Origin of the sequence: Pseudanabaena minima str. Chao 2107, assembly GCF_051131155.1 — a bacterium.
GTDB lineage: Bacteria > Cyanobacteriota > Cyanobacteriia > Pseudanabaenales > Pseudanabaenaceae > Pseudanabaena > Pseudanabaena minima.
Window position 1 is genome coordinate 979,971 of record NZ_CP159508.1, and the last position, 18,175, is coordinate 998,145.

An 18,175-nucleotide genomic window follows, 5' to 3' on the forward strand; every position below is an offset into this window, starting at 1 on the left:
CTCTAAGCCCTCTGATTAGAAAGCTGTTGTAGGTGTTTATTAATCTCTAGCTCTAGCAATTCAGGTGTAATATCGCTTGCTGTTTTCTCAATAGCAGATTCCACTTCTCGCCTGATTAACCTTTCTGTAGCATTTTCCCCATCTTGAAGGCTTTCTTGCAACTTTTCTCGTAATTCTTGCAATTCAATTTCTTCTAGTTCTGTTAGCTCAGTATGACCAAGTAGTTCAGAGTAGCGATCAATATCAGTCAAACTGCCTTGATTACGGCTGGTAAATAGACCAAAAGCCTCTGAAGTCAGTACCTGATCGGCACGTTTACCATATAGTTCTTCCTTGTTAATCAGCTTAGCTTGAACCCCATTCTCAGGGCTACGATCTAGTTTCACTAGAAGACCACTATCAATATCAGCGACTCCTGAAGCTGCTAGAGGTGTATGCGTCGAAGCAATAATTTGAGTATTAGGAAACATCTCATGCAAACGCTGCACAAAGTGACGCTGCCAGAGAGGATGTAAATGCTGTTCAATTTCATCAATGAGTAGAATGCCGCCAATATTTCCGTTTTCTGTTAGTCGATTGGCATGAACCGCCCAACCCATAAAATCAAGCAACCATTGGCTAGTGCTACGATAGCCATCACTGAGCGCGGCAAGTGGCTGTCTACCCCAAGGTCCATCGACTTCAATACCGCGATCGCTGTAATGAAACTGATATTCGGCATGGTCATCAAGCATCAGCACTTTGAGTAATTGTTGTTCAATTTGCTTGCGGACTTCATCGCTGCGCCGCCGTAAAACTATTTCTGGATCTTGAAAAGAGACTTGGGAGGTAAACAAGGATTGCACAGCATCAAGGGTACGGTAGCCTTCATGGTTTGTGTAAGTTTGGGTAGTACGATTTGCTCCGTAACCACATACAAAAATATCTGACCACAGAAAATCAATTTCTGGATCAATTTTCTGAGTAACAATTTCACTATCTTCTGATTGCCTAATGATTTTCGTAGTAATCGTATAAGTATGTGTCTGTTCCTCTTGATCAAGATGCTTTAAAGAATCATTATTAGGATTGAGTTTTAGAGCAATCTCAATTATCTCATCTAACTTAGTTGACTTTTCTGCCCACTTAATTAATTCTTCAACTTGCTCAGCCAAACCTTGATAAGGAGATATTGCATTAGGATCTATATTCAAAGAATCTCTAAGTATTGAAAGCTTAGAATTTGTAGGGAAAGCATTAAGCAAAGCCCTGTATAAGCGTTGTGATTTTAGTAATGGAGTTTTTGTTTTTGAGATATCACGTAATACTATCTTGATAGAACCTTCATCAGCCCCCTGCCGAATGAAACCTCCAGACAAAGACTGAATGATCGCTGATGCATCACTTGGGTTACTGATTCCTATTGCTACACTTCTTAGTAATGTTGTTTTTCCTGCTGCATTATCCCCTAATACCATGAGCCAGTTTGATACACTATCACCCTCAAAGAGACTGATATTTAAGTATTCAAAGCAACGAATATTAATTAACTCTATTTCTGAAATCAATAAGTTTCGCCAAACTTGCCCCATTAATGTTTGATTCTGCGAAATCCCATTTTTTATCTTACTTAACTTTGACTTCAGATTTTTAAGAGCGCGTTGAAAAGAATCTATTTGTATGATAGTTGGATGAGGATAGTACCAACATTTTTCTTCACTATATTCTAAAACTGACATATTAGAAATGAGTATTTGTCCAATATCATCTTTTGAAAATTGTTTGAATACATAAATATAGGCAAGTGTAGAGTAATGTTGTTCAGAAATCACACGTTCGAAAGTAAACTGAAGTTGCTTAATGACATAGTTAACATCCTCAATTTGAATGCTTTCATGCCCTCGACCAATAGCTGTTACACAAGCTTCACGAACCATTTGTATTAATTGACGAATGTGACCTCCACTAAAGCGAATTAGTTCAATTAAAACATTTTCAACCGCAAAGACTTTTTTTATATTAATACGCTTTCCAATTAAACTTACTAGGGCATGGATACCTTGTAAATTGTGATTTAGTTGGCTTTGTCCAGTCTTAAACTCATAAATACTTACTATCGGTAGAATTGATGGTTTGTTAAAGCTATTAGCAATACCTTGTGATGAATACACAGCCGAAATTGGTACAGTGTAAATAACATTTGTTCGCAGGTCTTGCAATTGAGAAGCATGGTCAAAAAATAAATTGCTTGCCACATTGGGAGAACAGCGATCAAGGTTGTCAAAAATCAACAAAATCCCTTTACATTCTGGTTGCTGATGTCTTATTTTTTGTGTAGCATCATCAAGTAGAAGATTAATTATAAATTTTAATCTTGAGGAGTCTGTTTTTAGGACATTGCGAATATATTTTTTGCCTTGTGGACTACCTTTAATTTGTGAAGTTAGCTTGGCAAGGAGTTTAGATAAAAAAGGAATTGGAAATAGGCTTTCGACAGCCAATGTCACTTCCTCTGCTAGAGAAATCGAACTTTCGACAGTCTGTTCCGTTTCCAGTGTAATATCTGAAAACCAATCCTCAAGATCTTTAAGAATACCTCGATCTAACTGAATTCCTAATTTGCGTAACGCATACTCCACATACTGAGCAACCAACAGATATAGATCGGTATATTCCACATCGCTAATATCAGTCACTTCATCGGTTTCTAGATAAATAACGTGATATTGCGATCGCCAATTTCTTTCTAACAGACGCAACTCAGTACTTTTACCGCAGCCGCGATGCCCTGTGAATAAAATCGTGCTAAATTCCTGCTCATCCTGCAAATCAAGCATCGTGCTGATATTGATCATCGACTCACTCTTACGAGCTTCTCCTAGCTGGGCGTAATAGCGATCAAGATCATCACCTTCCAAAGGCTTTACATCACATACGCGATAGGCTGTACGCAAATCTGTCGCAGGTTGTAATGGCAAGGAAGACATAGGTTTACTGATTGAGATTTGAGGTATAAAAGTTGCTATCAGGTTGCATATTGACTTTAACTCAATTGCACACCCCTTTTCTCATATTGTAGTTTAGCAATGCATTCAGACTAAGCTTTGATATTTTGCATTAGCCGATCGCGCTAACTACCTGCAAAAGCATGAAAAGCAATACTTTATTTTCGCAAAGGCTTACTAGGCAAGCTTTTGTCAAAATCAAGTAATATGGATATATTATGGCGCGATCGCAATTTCAAAATCTCACAAATTACCTCCGTCCCTACTGGAGTGACTTAGCCGTTGGTACTATTGCCCTTCTAGTGGCAAATATGCTTGGCACATATATTCCTTGGCTGATCAGAGTCGCAGTTGACGATCTTAGTAAGATTCAGGCTATCGATTCTCAACATCTGATGCAATATGTGTGGCTGATCATTGGATTGTCATCACTGATGTGGGTCATTCGTATGGCATCGCGTGTGTGGATTTTTGGGATTGGACGCAAAATTGAGTACAGCCTCAAGCAACAAATTTTCGAGCATTTACTCAAACTGCCACCAAGCTACTTTGCCAACAATTCCGCAGGTGAGACGATCAGCATTGTCACTAGCGATGTCGAAAATATTCGCCGACTGATGGGGTTTGCCCTGCTCAGCATTATTAACTCAGTATTTGTATATAGTCTGACATTGCCCGCAATGATCGTGATCGATCCGATGCTAACTTTGCTATCAGTCTCTGTTTATCCGATCATGTTGGTGATTGTGCAGAGCTTTAGCGGTCAGTTGCGTGATGAACAGTTAGAAGTGCAAGAAGAACTATCAAATGTCAGTTCGCTTTTGCAAGAAGATCTCAACGGTATGGCACTGATCAAAACCTATGCTCAGGAAGAGAACGAAAGAGGAGCTTTCAGCAAATTAAACGATCGCTTACTGGATGCTAATTTACGAATGGCGCGTAGTCGCAATATCTTATTTCCACTACTGGGTGGAATTGCCAGTATCAGCTTTTTGGTATTGATTTGGTTTGGTGGCGAAAGATTAGCAAATCCAGCGAATACTACCTTTAAAGTTGGCGATTTGCTAACCCTGATTATTTATGTAGAGCGGCTAATTTTCCCGACAGCAATTTTAGGATTTGTAATGGTTACTTATCAACGTGGATTGGTAAGTATCGGAAGGATTCAAGGTATTCTCGATCTGCCCCCAGCAATCGTTGATCAAGGAGATGCGATCGCTCTTTCTAAGGAGGATGTTACAGGCAAAATTGAAGCAAGGGATCTAACTTTTACCTATGATGGTTCTCATCAACCTGCACTCAATCAGATTAACTTTACTATCTATCCAAGTGAAACTGTTGCTGTTTTAGGAACCGTTGGCTCTGGTAAATCAACCCTTGCTAGTGCCTTGATGCGTTTAGTTCCTATTCCTTCTGATCAAATCTTTATTGATGGCGTAGATATTACGAAGATGCGGATAGAGGATCTGCGTGCGATTATCTCATTTGTACCGCAGGACAGTTTCTTATTCAGTGCAACGATGCGTGACAACATTCGTTATGGGAAGCCTCAAGCCTTTGATCATGAAGTGGAGAACTTTGCCAGACAAGCACGGATCGAACAAGAGATTCTGAAGTTTCCCAAGCAATATGACACACTAGTTGGAGAAAGGGGAATTACCCTCTCAGGTGGTCAGAGACAGCGCACTGCTTTAGCGAGAGCATTATTGGTAGACACACCAATTTTAGTACTAGACGATGCCCTCTCTAGTGTGGATAATCAGACAGCAACAGGTATTTTAGGCAATCTTCCTAAGAACAAAACAGTAATATTTATTACCCACAATCTATCGGCAGCATCAACATGCGATCGCATCATTCTGATGGATGCAGGCAAAATTGTTCAAGTAGGGACTCATACTGAGTTATTAGCTGAGTCTCAACTCTATCAAAAGCTCTGGAATCAGCACAAGCTCGAAACTGCAATCAAGTAGTTCGATATAGCCATTTGCGGCTTGCGAAGCACGAAAAATCAAAAATAGAAACGGCGGCGCTTCGCGCCGCCGTTTCTATTAGATCAAAGCATCAAAAACTTGATAGCATGACTTACCAAGGGATTTTGCTTGATACATAGCAATATCAGCATCAGCAAGGATATCTTTGGGAGTTTGATAGGATTCAACACTAAAAGCCATACCCATACTCATAGAAATGGTGATCTCGTTCCCATCAAGCCAACAAGTTGGAGCCATCACCGCTTGAATTCTTTCAATCGTCGTAATTGCTTCTTCCTTTTCCTTGAGATTTTCTAGCAAAACCACAAACTCGTCACCACCCAACCTAGCAGCAGTATCACCCGAGCGAATTGAGGCACTTAAGCGGTTTGCGACTTCAATCAATAGGCGATCGCCGTTCAAATGCCCTAGGTTATCGTTAATGGCTTTGAATCCATCTAAATCCACCAAAATAACTGCAAATAGATATCCATATCTTTGATAGAGAGAAATCGCATGATTAATGCGATCGGTGAGTAAAATGCGGTTGGCTAAGCCCGTCAGATGATCATGAAAAGCTTCATAGGTAAGCTTAGAGTTTATTTGTTGCAAATGTTGCCTTGCTTCGATTTGATTCTGGACAATACTGAATAGTCCAATAGACATAACTAGGGCGATCGGCATAGCTACTGGTAGCCAATAGCCAAATGTGTAGAAGCCAAAAGCACAGACTCCCCAACCACCAGAGATGACTAGCACAATTATTATTTGTTTAAAAGTTTTACTTTGCCCAAGTATCCAAGCTAGCACCATGCCAACTACTAGCATTAATCCCCAAGTCAAATGTATTTCAGGAACTCGTAACTGATTCTGCTGTAAAAGATTTTGGAGAATGTTGGCATGTAAATGGACACTATGAGCGGGATCATTTCCATCAAAAGGCGTGACCAATGCATCATTGCCTGTAGCAGTTACACCTACAAGAACAATCTTATTTTGGAAAGTATTTAGAGGAATCCGCTCTTCAATTACATCGACAAAGGAATATTGGCGCATTTGTTGAGGGCGGTATGTCCAGTTGATGCAAAATGTCACATCTGGGTTTGGCATTGGTACATTTCCCCAGACGAGGTTATAGGCTTGTAAGGTAGCCATTGCTAGGGAAGGCGTATCATCTTTGTACAATTCTGTCCAACGCACGATCCCATCACTGCTTTTAGGCTCAAGGATGTGTCCTGAGCCGATCGCTACTTCCGCTAGCTGTGGAACTGGTAGTAACTTTTTGCCCTGAGCATTCCATGCTTGAGATAAAACAACATGTCTATTGTCAGACATCACTTTGGCTAACAATACATCAGCAGAACTAGACTCTGACCAAATTAAATTAATTGCAACTGTACTCACTTTAGCTTTAGTGAGTTTTTGGAGTAATGGTATATAGCGATCGCGAGTCCAGGGAAAGCGTCCTAATTTTTCGATACTGACATCATCGATCGCAATAATTACTAAACGCTCATCCCAATTGCGATCAATGCGCCAATTTGTAAACCGATTATAGACAAAGTATTCAAGGGGTTGAAAAGCACCCAAGTTAAATAAAATGGCGATGATTACCGTCGAGAATGTCCAAGGGATAGATTTTTGTACTATACGTTTAGAAAATAACCAGTTCATAGATACGTTGTTTTCCCAAAGGATTGGAGACGATAACCTTAATCTCAGTTCTATATATTGAATTAGTGGTTAATACAGCCCTAAATTGACCATTTCGATCAACAACTTGCTCAACTCCATCAATTGATACTGTATTGGCAAAATCAACCTGTCCGCTCAGAATCACTTGGCGATCGCCATTTTCAAACTGCTTGAAGACTTGATACTCCAGATCATTATTGTCCTGAATAGGCACTGGCTGCGAAGGTGGCTCTCCTAATATGGTCTGATTTTGGAATCCTTTATCTACTAAGACCTCTACTTTTTGGGCTTCAGTCATTACTGAACCCTCAAAGGTAGAGAGGATCGAGCGACCATCATCCTTTACATTTAACACATATTCTGTGCCTCTAACTCCCGTAACGACAGCAGGAGTATGAATATTGAATCGTGAACTAGGGTTAGAGAATCGTCGAATTTGTAGGCGTACTTGTCCTTTAGGTACTTGTAAAATTGTAATTCTTCCATCGTCGCTAGTAACTTTTAGTTCATCTATACGAACTACTGTCCGCTCAGCAACATTAACAAAGCCGATACCTGTATCAACACTTAACACGGCTGTTGATTTCCCGTCTGTGACAATTTCATCACCAATTGTCGAAAGGCGATCGCCTCTTCGCGCAGGACGATTGGTGTTTTGATTGCGTAAAAAAACTTTGCCCCGCACTTGCTCTACTTGTAAATATCGGTTTGTTTTTACTTGTAACTGAGATTGGGCAACACTCAGGTCAACTTTTCCGAATAGTCCTAAAATTAAAGCTGCACTACCATAGCTAAAAATTCTAAAAAACTTTTTAGTAGATAAGTTTTTTGTGAGGATAGTGCTTGTCATCTGTAAATGAAAAAATTAAATGTAGTGATAAAGTGTAAATCACAAGAAATCTTAAAGGAAATCTATTCTACTAAATAAGATCAGAATCTTTATTAAATTAGTATATTGAAGTCTATGATAATAAGACCAAGTATAAGATTTAGATTTCCTTTGTAGACTTATTTGCCAACTTTCTTAATATACCAAACTAATGTCTAAGTTGGCGATATTTTACAGTTTGTTTTGGTATAAAACCTTACTGAGTTTGATGGTTAATTCATACAAGTGTTGTTACGTTTTTGTGAATTGATATTATAGCTGTCGCCTTTCTTGTTAGGAGATAAAAAAACAAATAGTGTGAGGAGACGCTTCGTGCCTCCCCACACTATTACAGGAGGCTATAGCTATATATAAGCTTTGCAAACAAAAAACAATCAAGAAATTTCTTGATTGTTTTTTGTTTGTGATAATTAAAGCTCACAGAATGATGATCATGTTGTTTGAAAGATTGCTTCGATCGCCGCAACATCGAGAGGTCGGAATAGAAAATAACCTTGACCATCACCTTCTTCACTCAGTAGATCTTGCAAATAATTTAACTGAGCTAAGTTTTCAATACCTTCTGCAACAATATGCGCTTTGACACTCTGCGCTAAAGAAATGATTGCCTGAAGAATTTCCATCCCATTTGTATTTGCATGAATATTATTAACAAATGAACGATCTATTTTTAAGCCATCGAAAGGGAATTTATGCAGATAGGCAAGCGAAGAGTATCCTGTACCGAAATCATCTATATAAATATGAATTCCTGCTTGTCGCATCTGATTAAGAATACCTACTGCAAAATCAGGATTTTCCATAATTGAACTTTCCGTCAACTCAATTTTGAGATGCTTAGGAGCTAGTTGAGTTTGTTGGAGGATACTCAGACATTTTTCTAGAACATCATCTTGTGCTAGTTGTTTAGTAGATAGATTGACACTAACGGTAATATCCCTAGCCTTAGTAAAGCGTTGATGCCAAGATTTGATCTGTAAGCAAGCATTTCGCATAATCCAATCACCGATAGGAATGATTAGCCCCGTTTCTTCAGCGAGGGGAATAAACTGAGTCGGTGATATCAATCCACGCTCAGGATGCTTCCAACGAATTAGAGCTTCTAATCCCACAATCTGCATATCGTTAAGTGAAAGAATTGGTTGATAGTAAATTAGAAATTCTTGGTGATCTTGATTATTCGGATCTTGACTGAGAGCTACAGCTTTGCGGAGATCCTTCTCAAGTTGTAAGCGTTCGAGAACTCTTTCTCTCATAGAAATATCGAAAACCTTATTGCAAGCATTACCTAGCTTTTTGGCATAAAACATAGCTGTATCTGCATCTCGTAATAGGATTTCAGGAGAAATCGTTTCAGGAGCGTCATAACTGTTGAAGCCATTAACTAAATGGAACTTAATGCCAATATTAGCAACAATCTCAATGTCATGATCATTAATTTTAAATGTTTTTTGGAGATTGATTTGAATGCGATCACCAATAGCGATCGCCTCTTGTTCATTTCGCAAATTTTCTAGTAAAATCACAAACTCAGCACCACCAAACCTCGCAATTGATGAAGTATTTGGAACAGAATCTTGCAAGCATTTGCTGACTTCAATTAGTAATAGATTTCCAATCGGATGACCAAAGGTATCATTAATATTTTTAAATCGATCTAAATTAATCCAAAGAATCGCAATGAGATGTTGACGATTTTCGCTTTGAGAAGATACATTTTGGGAATAGAGTAGATTTTGTAACCGATTCTCAATTAATGTGCGGTTGTACAGTCCTGTTAAGTGATCATGGGTAGATTTATATAAAATTTGAGCATCGGCGATCTTTAGAGAACGGTACATTTGCCAACGCTCTTGTAAAGCGATCGCAAAACCTGTGAGGAGAAACATCAAAATAGGAATAGCTAAATCGATCAAGTAGTTAGCTGTAAAAGCAATAAACGCAATAACGAGCCATATTCCAGACAACGCAAAGGCACTGATACCACCAGTCCATAAATTCTGCCTAGGTAAAATCAAGCCAATGAACAGACTCCCCAATAAAGCAAAGCTCCAGATATAGGAAGGTTTAGCAACTGTAAGAGAATTTTTTTGCAATAGATTTTGCAAAACCATAGCGTGTAAATGAACTCCACTGGCAGGAGGATTACGATCAAAAGGAGTCGCTAAATTATCAATTCCTGAGGCTGTGACTCCAACTAAGACAATTTTGTTTTGGAAAGATGAAGCAGGGACTTTACCATCAATGACATCAATGAAAGAAACTTGAGGAATGCCACTGATTCGCTTTGTCCAATTAATTGATAATGGCTGGTTTAACTCTGGTAATAGGGTGACAGCAGCAGTAGTTAGATCATAGGCTTGTAAGATCGCCACCCCTAAAGTGGGAATATCTTGGATCTGCAAATCAATTTGACGCACGATACCATCCGCATCTTCACGTTTAAGAATATGACCAATTGCCACCGATGCATTACCAATAGAGGTGATCGGCAGTAGTGGTTTTCCCGACTTATCCCAAGCCATAGCCAGAACAACCTTCTGATATCTCGCAAGGGCTGACGCTAATTGCTGATCAGCAGGAGTTGCCTCAGACCATAAAATATCAAAACCAACTGCACTGGCTTCAGTTTTTTCAAGTTTGGATAAAAGCTGGACATAGCGATCGCGTGACCATGGAAATCTGCCAACTTTGCTAATGCTCTGATCGTCAATGGCAATAATTACCACGCGCTCATCCCAGGGGCGATCGCCCCTCCAGTTAGTAAAATTGTTGTAAGCCCAAAATTCGATCGGCTGTGAAATCCCCAAATGAAGCAGGGGGATTAAGACGATTGTGGCAAATATCGTGGGTAAAGCTTTGAACAGCAGACAGGCTAAACGCGACTGTATGCGTTTAGGACGATGATTTGTTAATAATTTAGAAAATAATCGAGAAATAAACTCAGAGAATGGGGATCTCATAAACTTGTATCTTTCCCGTAGAGGTTTCCACCGTTACTTTCACTTTTAGACTTGAAGGTGCAGGTAATTGTAGAGAAAACTTTCCACTGCGATCTAAAGACTGTTCTAGTCCATCTACCTTAACAGTATTAAAAGGATTAGTGTAACCTACCAAAAAAACAGTACGTCCAGCACCCGATGTTTGTCGATTAATTGCATATCTTAAGCTTGCATCATTACTAATCGGGACAGGGTTTGAAGGAGGTTCACCAACAAATGTTATATTTTGAAAGCCTGCATTAACCATTTTTGTCTGATTTCTAGCAGTTGTCGCCACACTACCCTCAAAGGTAGTAAGTACCATACTGCCGTTCGGTTTAGAAGTTATACTATACCTTGTACCCCTCACTCCACTTATACCCGCAGGGGTCTGAATATTTAGCTGAGAACCACGATTGGTAAATTTACGAATCTGTAATCTTGCCTTACCGCGGGGGACAAACAAATTGGTGATTCTGCCATTATCAGAGGCAATCCGAAAAGAACGGATTTGAATAGTTGTATTTTCTTCTACATAGATTGACCCCACACCTGTATCCACGCTCAAAATTGCCGAACTATTTGCACCTGTCGAAATTTCGTCACTGGTGGTTTGCAAGCGATCACCAACTTTTGCCGCACGATTTGCATAGTTATATAAGTTGCGATACTTAACAGTTCCCATAACTTTATCAACTTTTAACCATTGGTCAGTGCGGACTTGAATAGCCTTTTGAGCCTCAGTTTTTTGCTGATCTTGAGGTAATAAAATAGTTCCTAAGACATTAATTAAAATACCTAAACAAGTAATAAGAGCTAGATTGAGCTTTTTTCGTTTTTGAAGCATTTTGAATGCATTGTGCTACTTACTAAAAATTTACCATGTATAGCAATCCTAAATGATTAGTGGAAGAACAGTGCTTAAGCCAAAATGAAGGAAGGCGACGCAAAGCTCTGCCTTCCACCATTTTGGCTTTGATGTGCCCTAGCTAACCTCAATTCTGGTTAACGTCAGTTCAACGAAAGTAGAGAATGGTAAGAATCTCTGCCATTTGCGGCGTGCGAAGCACACCGCAAATGGCTATATTAATCTTAGGTCTCTAGGAGCCAAAATATTAAAATCCTCGCTTCGCGGGGCTTTTAATATTTTGGCTTTTAAAGTTTTGTAGCTTATCCCAAACTCGCGCTGATATTATCGTTACTCAAGGATTAGGTATTTCCCAAACATTTATATTTTTATCTTGGCTACTACTAATTAATTTAAGATTGTCAGCAGAGATGGCTAGAGAAGTTACCAAATCTGTATGACCAATCAAGTTCCAAGTTGAAGATTGCGTTTGGAGATTCCATAACCGAATGGAATTTGGACTATCTTTGCCGCCACTAAAAAGATATTTCCCATCGCTTGTAATGGCGATCGCACTGACCACATCCTTATAGTTATCTAATGTAAATTCCTGTTTGCCCGACTCAATATCCCACACCCGAATCATCTGATCATTACCACCACTAATCACTTGCTTCCCGTTGGGAGTGATTAATACACAATTAACTCCCTGCAAAGAACCTTCTAAAATTTGTAAAGTTTCGCCAGTACTAACATTCCAAACTCGTAAAGTTTTGTCGCGACTAGCACTAACAGCTAATTTGCCATCGCTGGAAATCGCAACACCCCAAATTTTATCAGTATGCCCCTTTAGCGATCGCAGCAGCTTACCTGTCGAAATTTGCCAAAGATTAACAGTATTGTCATAGCTACCACTGACCAACAGATCTTTAGTAGGGGATATCGCTAAGTTATTAATCAGGTTGGTATGACCACTCAGAGTTTTGAGGACTTTGCCTGAAGTGATATCAATAATCTTAATATTTTTATCTTGTCCTGCGGTGATAATCTGGCGATCAGATAGAAAGACTACCGATCTTACCCAGCCACCTTGATCTTTGATTTCTTTAACTGGACTGGTCTTATCCCCATCTAATTCCCAAAGTTTGACAGTCCCATCATCACTAGCACTAGCGATTACCTTGCCATTAGGACTAAGTGCGACATTCTGAACGGCATCTGTATGTCCTTGCAAAAATTTTGTCGGATTCAGACGTTTCTTTTGAAATACTGGTAATTGAATACTAATGTCTTCAAAATTGCCGATCGCCGAAATCTTAATTACTGTGCCAATACTCAGCCCCATACAAGCAGCAATCAACACAGATACTGTTAGCAAAATCGGTGAAGTTGGTTTACGGGTTGATTCTTTGATCGCCTGTTTAATTGCTTTCCGCTTAGCCTTCGTTTTGTCATGGGGCGCAAGTCTATCAATCTGTTCAATTTCTCTAAGAATCTTTAAAATTGCTTCGCAGTTAATGGGACGATCGCTAGGCTTGCGAGCAATCATTACATCTATGAGATCAGCTAACTCCTCCGAAATTTCAGGTGCATAGGATCGCCAATCAAACATATCGCGATCGGGATTGTAAGTATCAAGGGGATATTTGCCAGTGACCAAATGGATCATTGTGCAGCCAAGGGCATAAAAATCTGACTGTGGTACAGCAAATCCTTTTTCTTGTTCGGGCGCAGTATATCCAACTGAGCAAATACTAGTCACGCCTTGCAAGCCACCAACCTTGGCAAGATAGGTATGTGTAGCTTCGCGAGCAGTTCCAAAATCAATTAATACTAGCTGTCCTGAAGGAGACAGCATAATATTTGCAGGCTTGATATCACGATGAAAATATTTGTTGTGATGAACTACAGCAAGAATATCCACTAATTGCCGCAGCCAAACGAGCGCTCGTTTTTGGGCGATCGGCTTCTTTTCACGTTGATTGATCCATTGTTCGAGGTTTAGACCCTCGATTTTTTGCATGACAATACCATGCAACATTGTCCCGTTTTCGAGGGTGTGATGCACATAGGTCTCAATTTTTGGAATCCCCGCATGTTCAATCTGTCCTAATACAAAAGCTTCTTGCTGAAACAGTGATACAGCTTTACTATCAGCATTCAATTCCTGCTTCAAAATCTTCAGGATTTTGGGTTTACCTGCGGGATCGGTGGCTTCGTACACCACTCCGAAGCCACCAGCATCGCTTAATAATTTGGTGACTGTATAACAATTATCAACCAGTAATTCGGAGCCGCATCCTTGACAAGTTGGGTAATTGTCATTGTCAGGATGGTTAGGAGTAGGACAATTAGGATTAATGCATAGACGCATGGTGTTTTAAAGCATAGCAGTCTAGACTTACTATATCGCTAGCGCAGTCAATTTATAGCAAACCCATAAAAGTAGAAGGATGCTTAAGGGCTTTAAAAACAAAAAATGGCTCAGCTATTTTTTGTTTTGATATAGAAACCATCTACCTTATATGGTTAAGTCAATTTATTTATGATCGAATACATCTCGACACTTTTCATTAATGCGGCTATCTTTGCCCTGTTTAGTTTAGGACTAAATCTACAGTGGGGATTTGCAGGGCTGGTTAACTTTGGGCATGTGGCGTTTATGACGGTCGGAGCCTATACAACCGTATTGCTGACCCTCAATGGTGTGCCTTGGTTTTTAGCCTTTCTGATTGCCGCCGCGATCGCAGGGTTGCTTGGCATTATCATTGGCAGCACCGCCTTAAAATTGCGAGAAGACTATTTGGGGATCGTTACCATCGGTGTGTCAGAGATGGTCCGTCTATTCGTGAACAATGAAGAATGGCTGACCAAAGGCACAAGAGGCGTGCAGGATTTTCCGCTTCCTTTAGTTAATTTAGTCTCGCGCCAGTATTATTCATTTGTGTTAGCGGCTCTTTTGCTAGTGGTCGTGGCGGTGGTGTATTGGCGCTTAGAGTGGTTAGTGCGATCGCCTTGGGGAAGAGTTCTTAAAGCCATCCGTGAAGATGAGGAAGTAGTCAAAGCGCTTGGCAAAAATGTATTTTGGTACAAGTTACAAGCCTTTGCGATCGGTGGAGCGATCGGTGGTCTTGCGGGATCTTTTTATGCTTGGCAATTAACCACTGTTTATCCTGACAACTTTATTCCTTTAATCACATTCCAAGCTTGGACAATTGTGACTATTGGCGGTGCTGGCAATAACCTTGGTGTAATCCTTGGCGCAGCAATTTTTCAGTTTTACAATGCCATCCCACGTTTTTTGCCAGAACAAATTCGTGCTGATGGCGGTCGATTTGAAGCAATTCAGCTAATCTTGATCGGCGTTACCTTAATTTTGTTAATGGTATGGCGACCACAGGGAATTTTAGGTAACAAAAAAGAATTAACTTTAAATCGCTAGCCACAAACTGCCAATTAATTCAACGTGTCGATATAGCCATTTGCGGCGGGCGAAGCCCACCGCAAATGGCGAAAAATGGTAAGAATCTCTTAGCGATTCTTACCATTTTCCGCTTTCGTCGAACTGACGTTAATTCATTACAGTAACTAAACAAGAGAGGGCGCTTCGCGCCCTCTCTTGTTTAGTATTTAGGAATCGAAGGATCGATTTGATCACTCCATGCGTTAATACCGCCCTGTACATTGATCCCATCAATACCAGCTTGCTTAAGAATGCCAAGCGCCTTCATCGATCGCCCGCCCATTTTGCAATGTGCGATCAACTTATGCCCATTGAGCAAAGACTTGACCTTCTCTACACCATTACCATTTTCAATTTCTGGCAAAGGTACTAGTACAGTATTCGGAATTCTGCCAATTTCCCATTCATTGGGGTTGCGGACATCAATGATTACATAATCTGATGCACCAGCATCAATGATTTCCTTGAGGTCTTTAACAGTAATTTCAGCGATCGCTTTTTGTGATTCCATCTCGGTTTCTTTTTGTTGAGGAATACCACAGAACATCTGGTAATCAATCAATTCTTCGATTACAGGACGGACTGGGTTAGGACGCAGCTTGAGTTCTCGGAAAGTCATCTTTAAGGCATCGTAAAGTAACAAACGCCCACTCAAAGTATTTCCCTGTCCCAGAATAATCTTGACAGTTTCAGTAGCTTGGATCACCCCAATGATTCCGGGTAAAATCCCTAACACACCACCTTCAGCACATGAGGGAACCAACCCCGGTGGTGGTGGCTCTGGATAGAGATCGCGATAGTTAGGACCACCTTCATAATTGAAGACGGTAGCCTGTCCTTCAAAGCGGAAAATTGAGCCGTAGACATTAGGCTTATTTAGCAATACACAGGCATCATTGACGAGATAGCGCGTCGGGAAGTTATCCGTACCATCCACAACAATGTCATAGGGAGCCATGATCTCCAAAGCATTTGCTGAAGATAGCTGCGTATTGTACAAATCAATTTGGCAATGGGGATTGATTTCCAAGATCCTCGCTTTTGCTGATTCGATCTTGGGTTTACCGACCCAGCTAGTGCCATGAATAACTTGACGCTGAAGATTGGAGGTATCCACCACATCGAAGTCCACGATGCCAATGCGTCCGATCCCTGCGGCAGCAAGGTATAACAACAAGGGCGCACCCAAGCCACCCGTACCGATGCACAGTACGCTAGCAGCCTTGAGACGCTTTTGTCCTTCTACGCCAACCTCAGGCAAGATCAGGTGACGTGAGTAGCGCTCGTAGTCATCTTGGGTGAGTTGAATCGAATTTGGGTCTGGGTTGAGCATGATTAAATAAATCGCACTTTGGATGCGTAAGCGATCGCTTACGCTAATTTGGCGTGTTTTTGTATTTCTATTGTAGTTTCCTAGTTTACGCTTTAAGTAGCTAGGTGCAACTAAATATAAAACCCTAAAAACTACGGCGCACGCACAGCGTGTGCCGTAGTTTTTAACTCTGGTTTCTAATTATGCTCAGCTATTTAAGTAGCTAGGCGCAATTAAATACAAAACCCTAAAAACTGTGGCGCACGCGCCGCGTGCGCCACAGTTTTTGTCTCTGGTTTTTAATTATGCTCAGCTACTTAATGCAATGTTGTATCTTTGTTGCAGTTGGTTTAACTGCCATAACTACGATCTAAGATTTACAAAAGTTTAGATTACAAAAAATTAAAGTGTGACTGAATCCACGCATTATTATGGAGCTTATGGATACCCCTTACATTTATTACATTCCGATTTACCCTGATGATGATAATTGCGAAACGCTCATGCACTTATTCATTGGTAAACCTGGACTAGACAATGAAATCCTCACCCTATTAGAAACCCTTGACAATCGTGAACATGATGGCGAAGCCGTAGACTATGTGCACGAGTTGGAAGACAAATTTGACTTAAAGCGAGTTTCAGTTAGATTTTTGCCGCGAAAACGCGAGCGCGCAGTGCCAATTATGACTTAAACCATAAAGTTTTTGCGAAGCAAAAACTTTATGGTCAATAAAGCCCAAAGAGTATGACAGTGCAAAGCACCGCCATACTCTTTGGGCTTTTTATAGTGATATCCCCACTTCGGTTAATTTCTGTAAAGTTGACCTAGCTTGTAAAATTAGAATGGATGTAAGAAAAATAGATGTAAGTAAAGCAGAGCATTAAAATGGCATTTTTTGATTCTGAAATTGTTCAACACGAAGCCCGCAATCTATTTCAAGATTACCAAGCCTTAACTCAGCTTGGCGGTAGTTATGGCAAGTTTGATCGCGAAGGCAAAATTCTCTTTATTGAAAAGATGGAAGAGATGATGGATCGCTATAAGATTTTTATGAAGCGGTTTGAATTGTCCGATGACTTTATGGCGCAGATGACCCTCAAGCAATTGGAAAATCAGTTAGGCAATTTTGGCATCACGCCCCAGCAGATGTTTGATCAGATGAACATCACTCTTGAGAAGATGAAATCTGAACTGGAACTTCATAATTAGCTTTTTTAGCTATTATCTTTTAGCTATTGGCTTTTAAATTGTGGGCGTGCAATCACAATCACACCGCACACTGTCATTTTACTGGTAGCAAGAGTGGCGATCGCTTCGCGGATAGTCGCACCAGTAGTATAAATATCATCAAATAGAATTATTGAGCGCGAGTTTGTCTGTTGAGAAACTTGGACTGAGGGAACTTTAAAAGCTTTAGATAAATTTTGCTCACGCTCTTGGATACTTTTGGTCTGCATTTGCGCCTTAGTATCCTTGACCCGTTGCAACAGTTGGGGGGCACATTGGATTGCGGTCAAATCACAAAAACGACGGGCGAGAATTTCAGCCTGATTAAATCCTCGCGATTTTAATTTGCTGTCATGAAGGGGAATCGGAATCACGGCAAGTTTTTTACACTTTTGAGTCAATTCTTGAACATCTGGCGATCGCTTCCATCTTTCAGCTATTTTTTCAGCGATCACTTCCATAATTTCAGGATGATTTTCATATTTGCAAGCAGCGATTCCCCGTTTCAATGTGCCATCGTAAATTCCCCAGCTATAAAGTGGAATCTTTGGAGTAATGGGATGATCTTTTTGTAAAAATTCTGGTGATTGATAAGCAGTAATTTGCCGATCGCAGTCTTTACATAAAATGCGATCAGCAGGACGTTGACACAACGGACAATTGGCTTGCCAAAGGGAATCTGTAACGACATTGGCTAAGCGATCAATCCTTAAACCTTTGCTAATTGATGTGAACCAGTTCATGATTTTGGGATAATCGCTTAATAGATAGTTGCGGCGCGAAGCGCCGCAACTATCTAT

General features: G+C 40.3%; 12 protein-coding genes. 4 read left to right on the forward strand and 8 right to left on the reverse strand.

What is annotated here, in order from left to right:
* Positions 1-2 precede the first annotated feature (2 nt).
* The gene (locus ABM313_RS04225; RefSeq protein ID WP_434686447.1) at positions 3-2,966 is read right to left on the reverse strand and encodes an AAA family ATPase; all 2,964 of its coding nucleotides are present in this window, start codon (positions 2,964-2,966) and stop codon (positions 3-5) included.
* A 236-nt stretch (positions 2,967-3,202) separates the two neighbouring features.
* Here ABM313_RS04225 and ABM313_RS04230 point away from each other — a divergent pair, with 236 nt between their 5' ends.
* Positions 3,203-4,957: an ABC transporter ATP-binding protein gene (locus ABM313_RS04230; RefSeq protein ID WP_434686448.1), complete on the forward strand. Its 1,755-nt coding sequence runs from the start codon at positions 3,203-3,205 to the stop codon at positions 4,955-4,957.
* A gap of 78 nt (positions 4,958-5,035) precedes the next feature.
* Here the strand turns inward: ABM313_RS04230 and ABM313_RS04235 are convergent, their stop codons facing one another.
* The 5 genes from ABM313_RS04235 to ABM313_RS04255 form a co-directional block, all read right to left on the reverse strand.
* Positions 5,036-6,631: a diguanylate cyclase domain-containing protein gene (locus ABM313_RS04235; RefSeq protein WP_434686449.1), complete on the reverse strand. Its 1,596-nt coding sequence runs from the start codon at positions 6,629-6,631 to the stop codon at positions 5,036-5,038.
* Positions 6,612-7,502 (reverse strand): FecR family protein, encoded by an 891-nt coding sequence (locus ABM313_RS04240; RefSeq protein WP_434686450.1) that lies wholly within the window; start codon positions 7,500-7,502, stop codon positions 6,612-6,614. The genes ABM313_RS04235 and ABM313_RS04240 overlap by 20 nt, the downstream gene beginning before the upstream one ends.
* Positions 7,503-7,972: 470 nt before the next feature.
* Complete coding sequence (locus ABM313_RS04245; RefSeq protein WP_434686451.1) at positions 7,973-10,504, reverse strand: EAL domain-containing protein; 2,532 nt, start codon at positions 10,502-10,504, stop codon at positions 7,973-7,975.
* A complete protein-coding gene (locus ABM313_RS04250; protein ID WP_434686452.1) occupies positions 10,485-11,369 on the reverse strand; it encodes a FecR family protein in 885 nt (294 codons plus the stop codon). Before ABM313_RS04250 ends, ABM313_RS04245 begins: the two co-directional genes overlap by 20 nt.
* Positions 11,370-11,724: 355 nt before the next feature.
* A complete protein-coding gene (locus ABM313_RS04255; protein ID WP_434686453.1) occupies positions 11,725-13,743 on the reverse strand; it encodes a protein kinase domain-containing protein in 2,019 nt (672 codons plus the stop codon).
* Between the two features lie 171 nt (positions 13,744-13,914).
* Between ABM313_RS04255 and ABM313_RS04260 the strand changes: the two genes are divergently transcribed.
* Positions 13,915-14,811, forward strand: a complete 897-nt coding sequence (locus ABM313_RS04260) for a branched-chain amino acid ABC transporter permease (protein WP_434686454.1) — start codon at positions 13,915-13,917, stop codon at positions 14,809-14,811.
* A gap of 181 nt (positions 14,812-14,992) precedes the next feature.
* Here the strand turns inward: ABM313_RS04260 and moeB are convergent, their stop codons facing one another.
* Complete coding sequence (gene moeB / locus ABM313_RS04265; protein ID WP_434686455.1) at positions 14,993-16,165, reverse strand: molybdopterin-synthase adenylyltransferase MoeB; 1,173 nt, start codon at positions 16,163-16,165, stop codon at positions 14,993-14,995.
* A gap of 419 nt (positions 16,166-16,584) precedes the next feature.
* On the opposite strand from moeB, the gene ABM313_RS04270 reads away from it, so the two are divergent.
* Both ABM313_RS04270 and ABM313_RS04275 read left to right on the forward strand, forming a co-directional pair.
* On the forward strand, positions 16,585-16,839 hold the full coding sequence (locus ABM313_RS04270) for a hypothetical protein (protein WP_434686456.1): 255 nt from the start codon (positions 16,585-16,587) through the stop codon (positions 16,837-16,839).
* 194 nt (positions 16,840-17,033) lie between these two features.
* The gene (locus ABM313_RS04275) at positions 17,034-17,357 is read left to right on the forward strand and encodes a DUF1825 family protein (protein ID WP_094529010.1); all 324 of its coding nucleotides are present in this window, start codon (positions 17,034-17,036) and stop codon (positions 17,355-17,357) included.
* A 23-nt stretch (positions 17,358-17,380) separates the two neighbouring features.
* On the opposite strand, the gene ABM313_RS04280 is transcribed toward ABM313_RS04275, so the two are convergent.
* Positions 17,381-18,118 carry a ComF family protein gene (locus ABM313_RS04280; RefSeq protein ID WP_434686457.1) on the reverse strand — a complete coding sequence of 246 codons (738 nt, stop codon included), beginning with the start codon at positions 18,116-18,118 and terminating at the stop codon, positions 17,381-17,383.
* Positions 18,119-18,175: the final 57 nt, after the last annotated feature.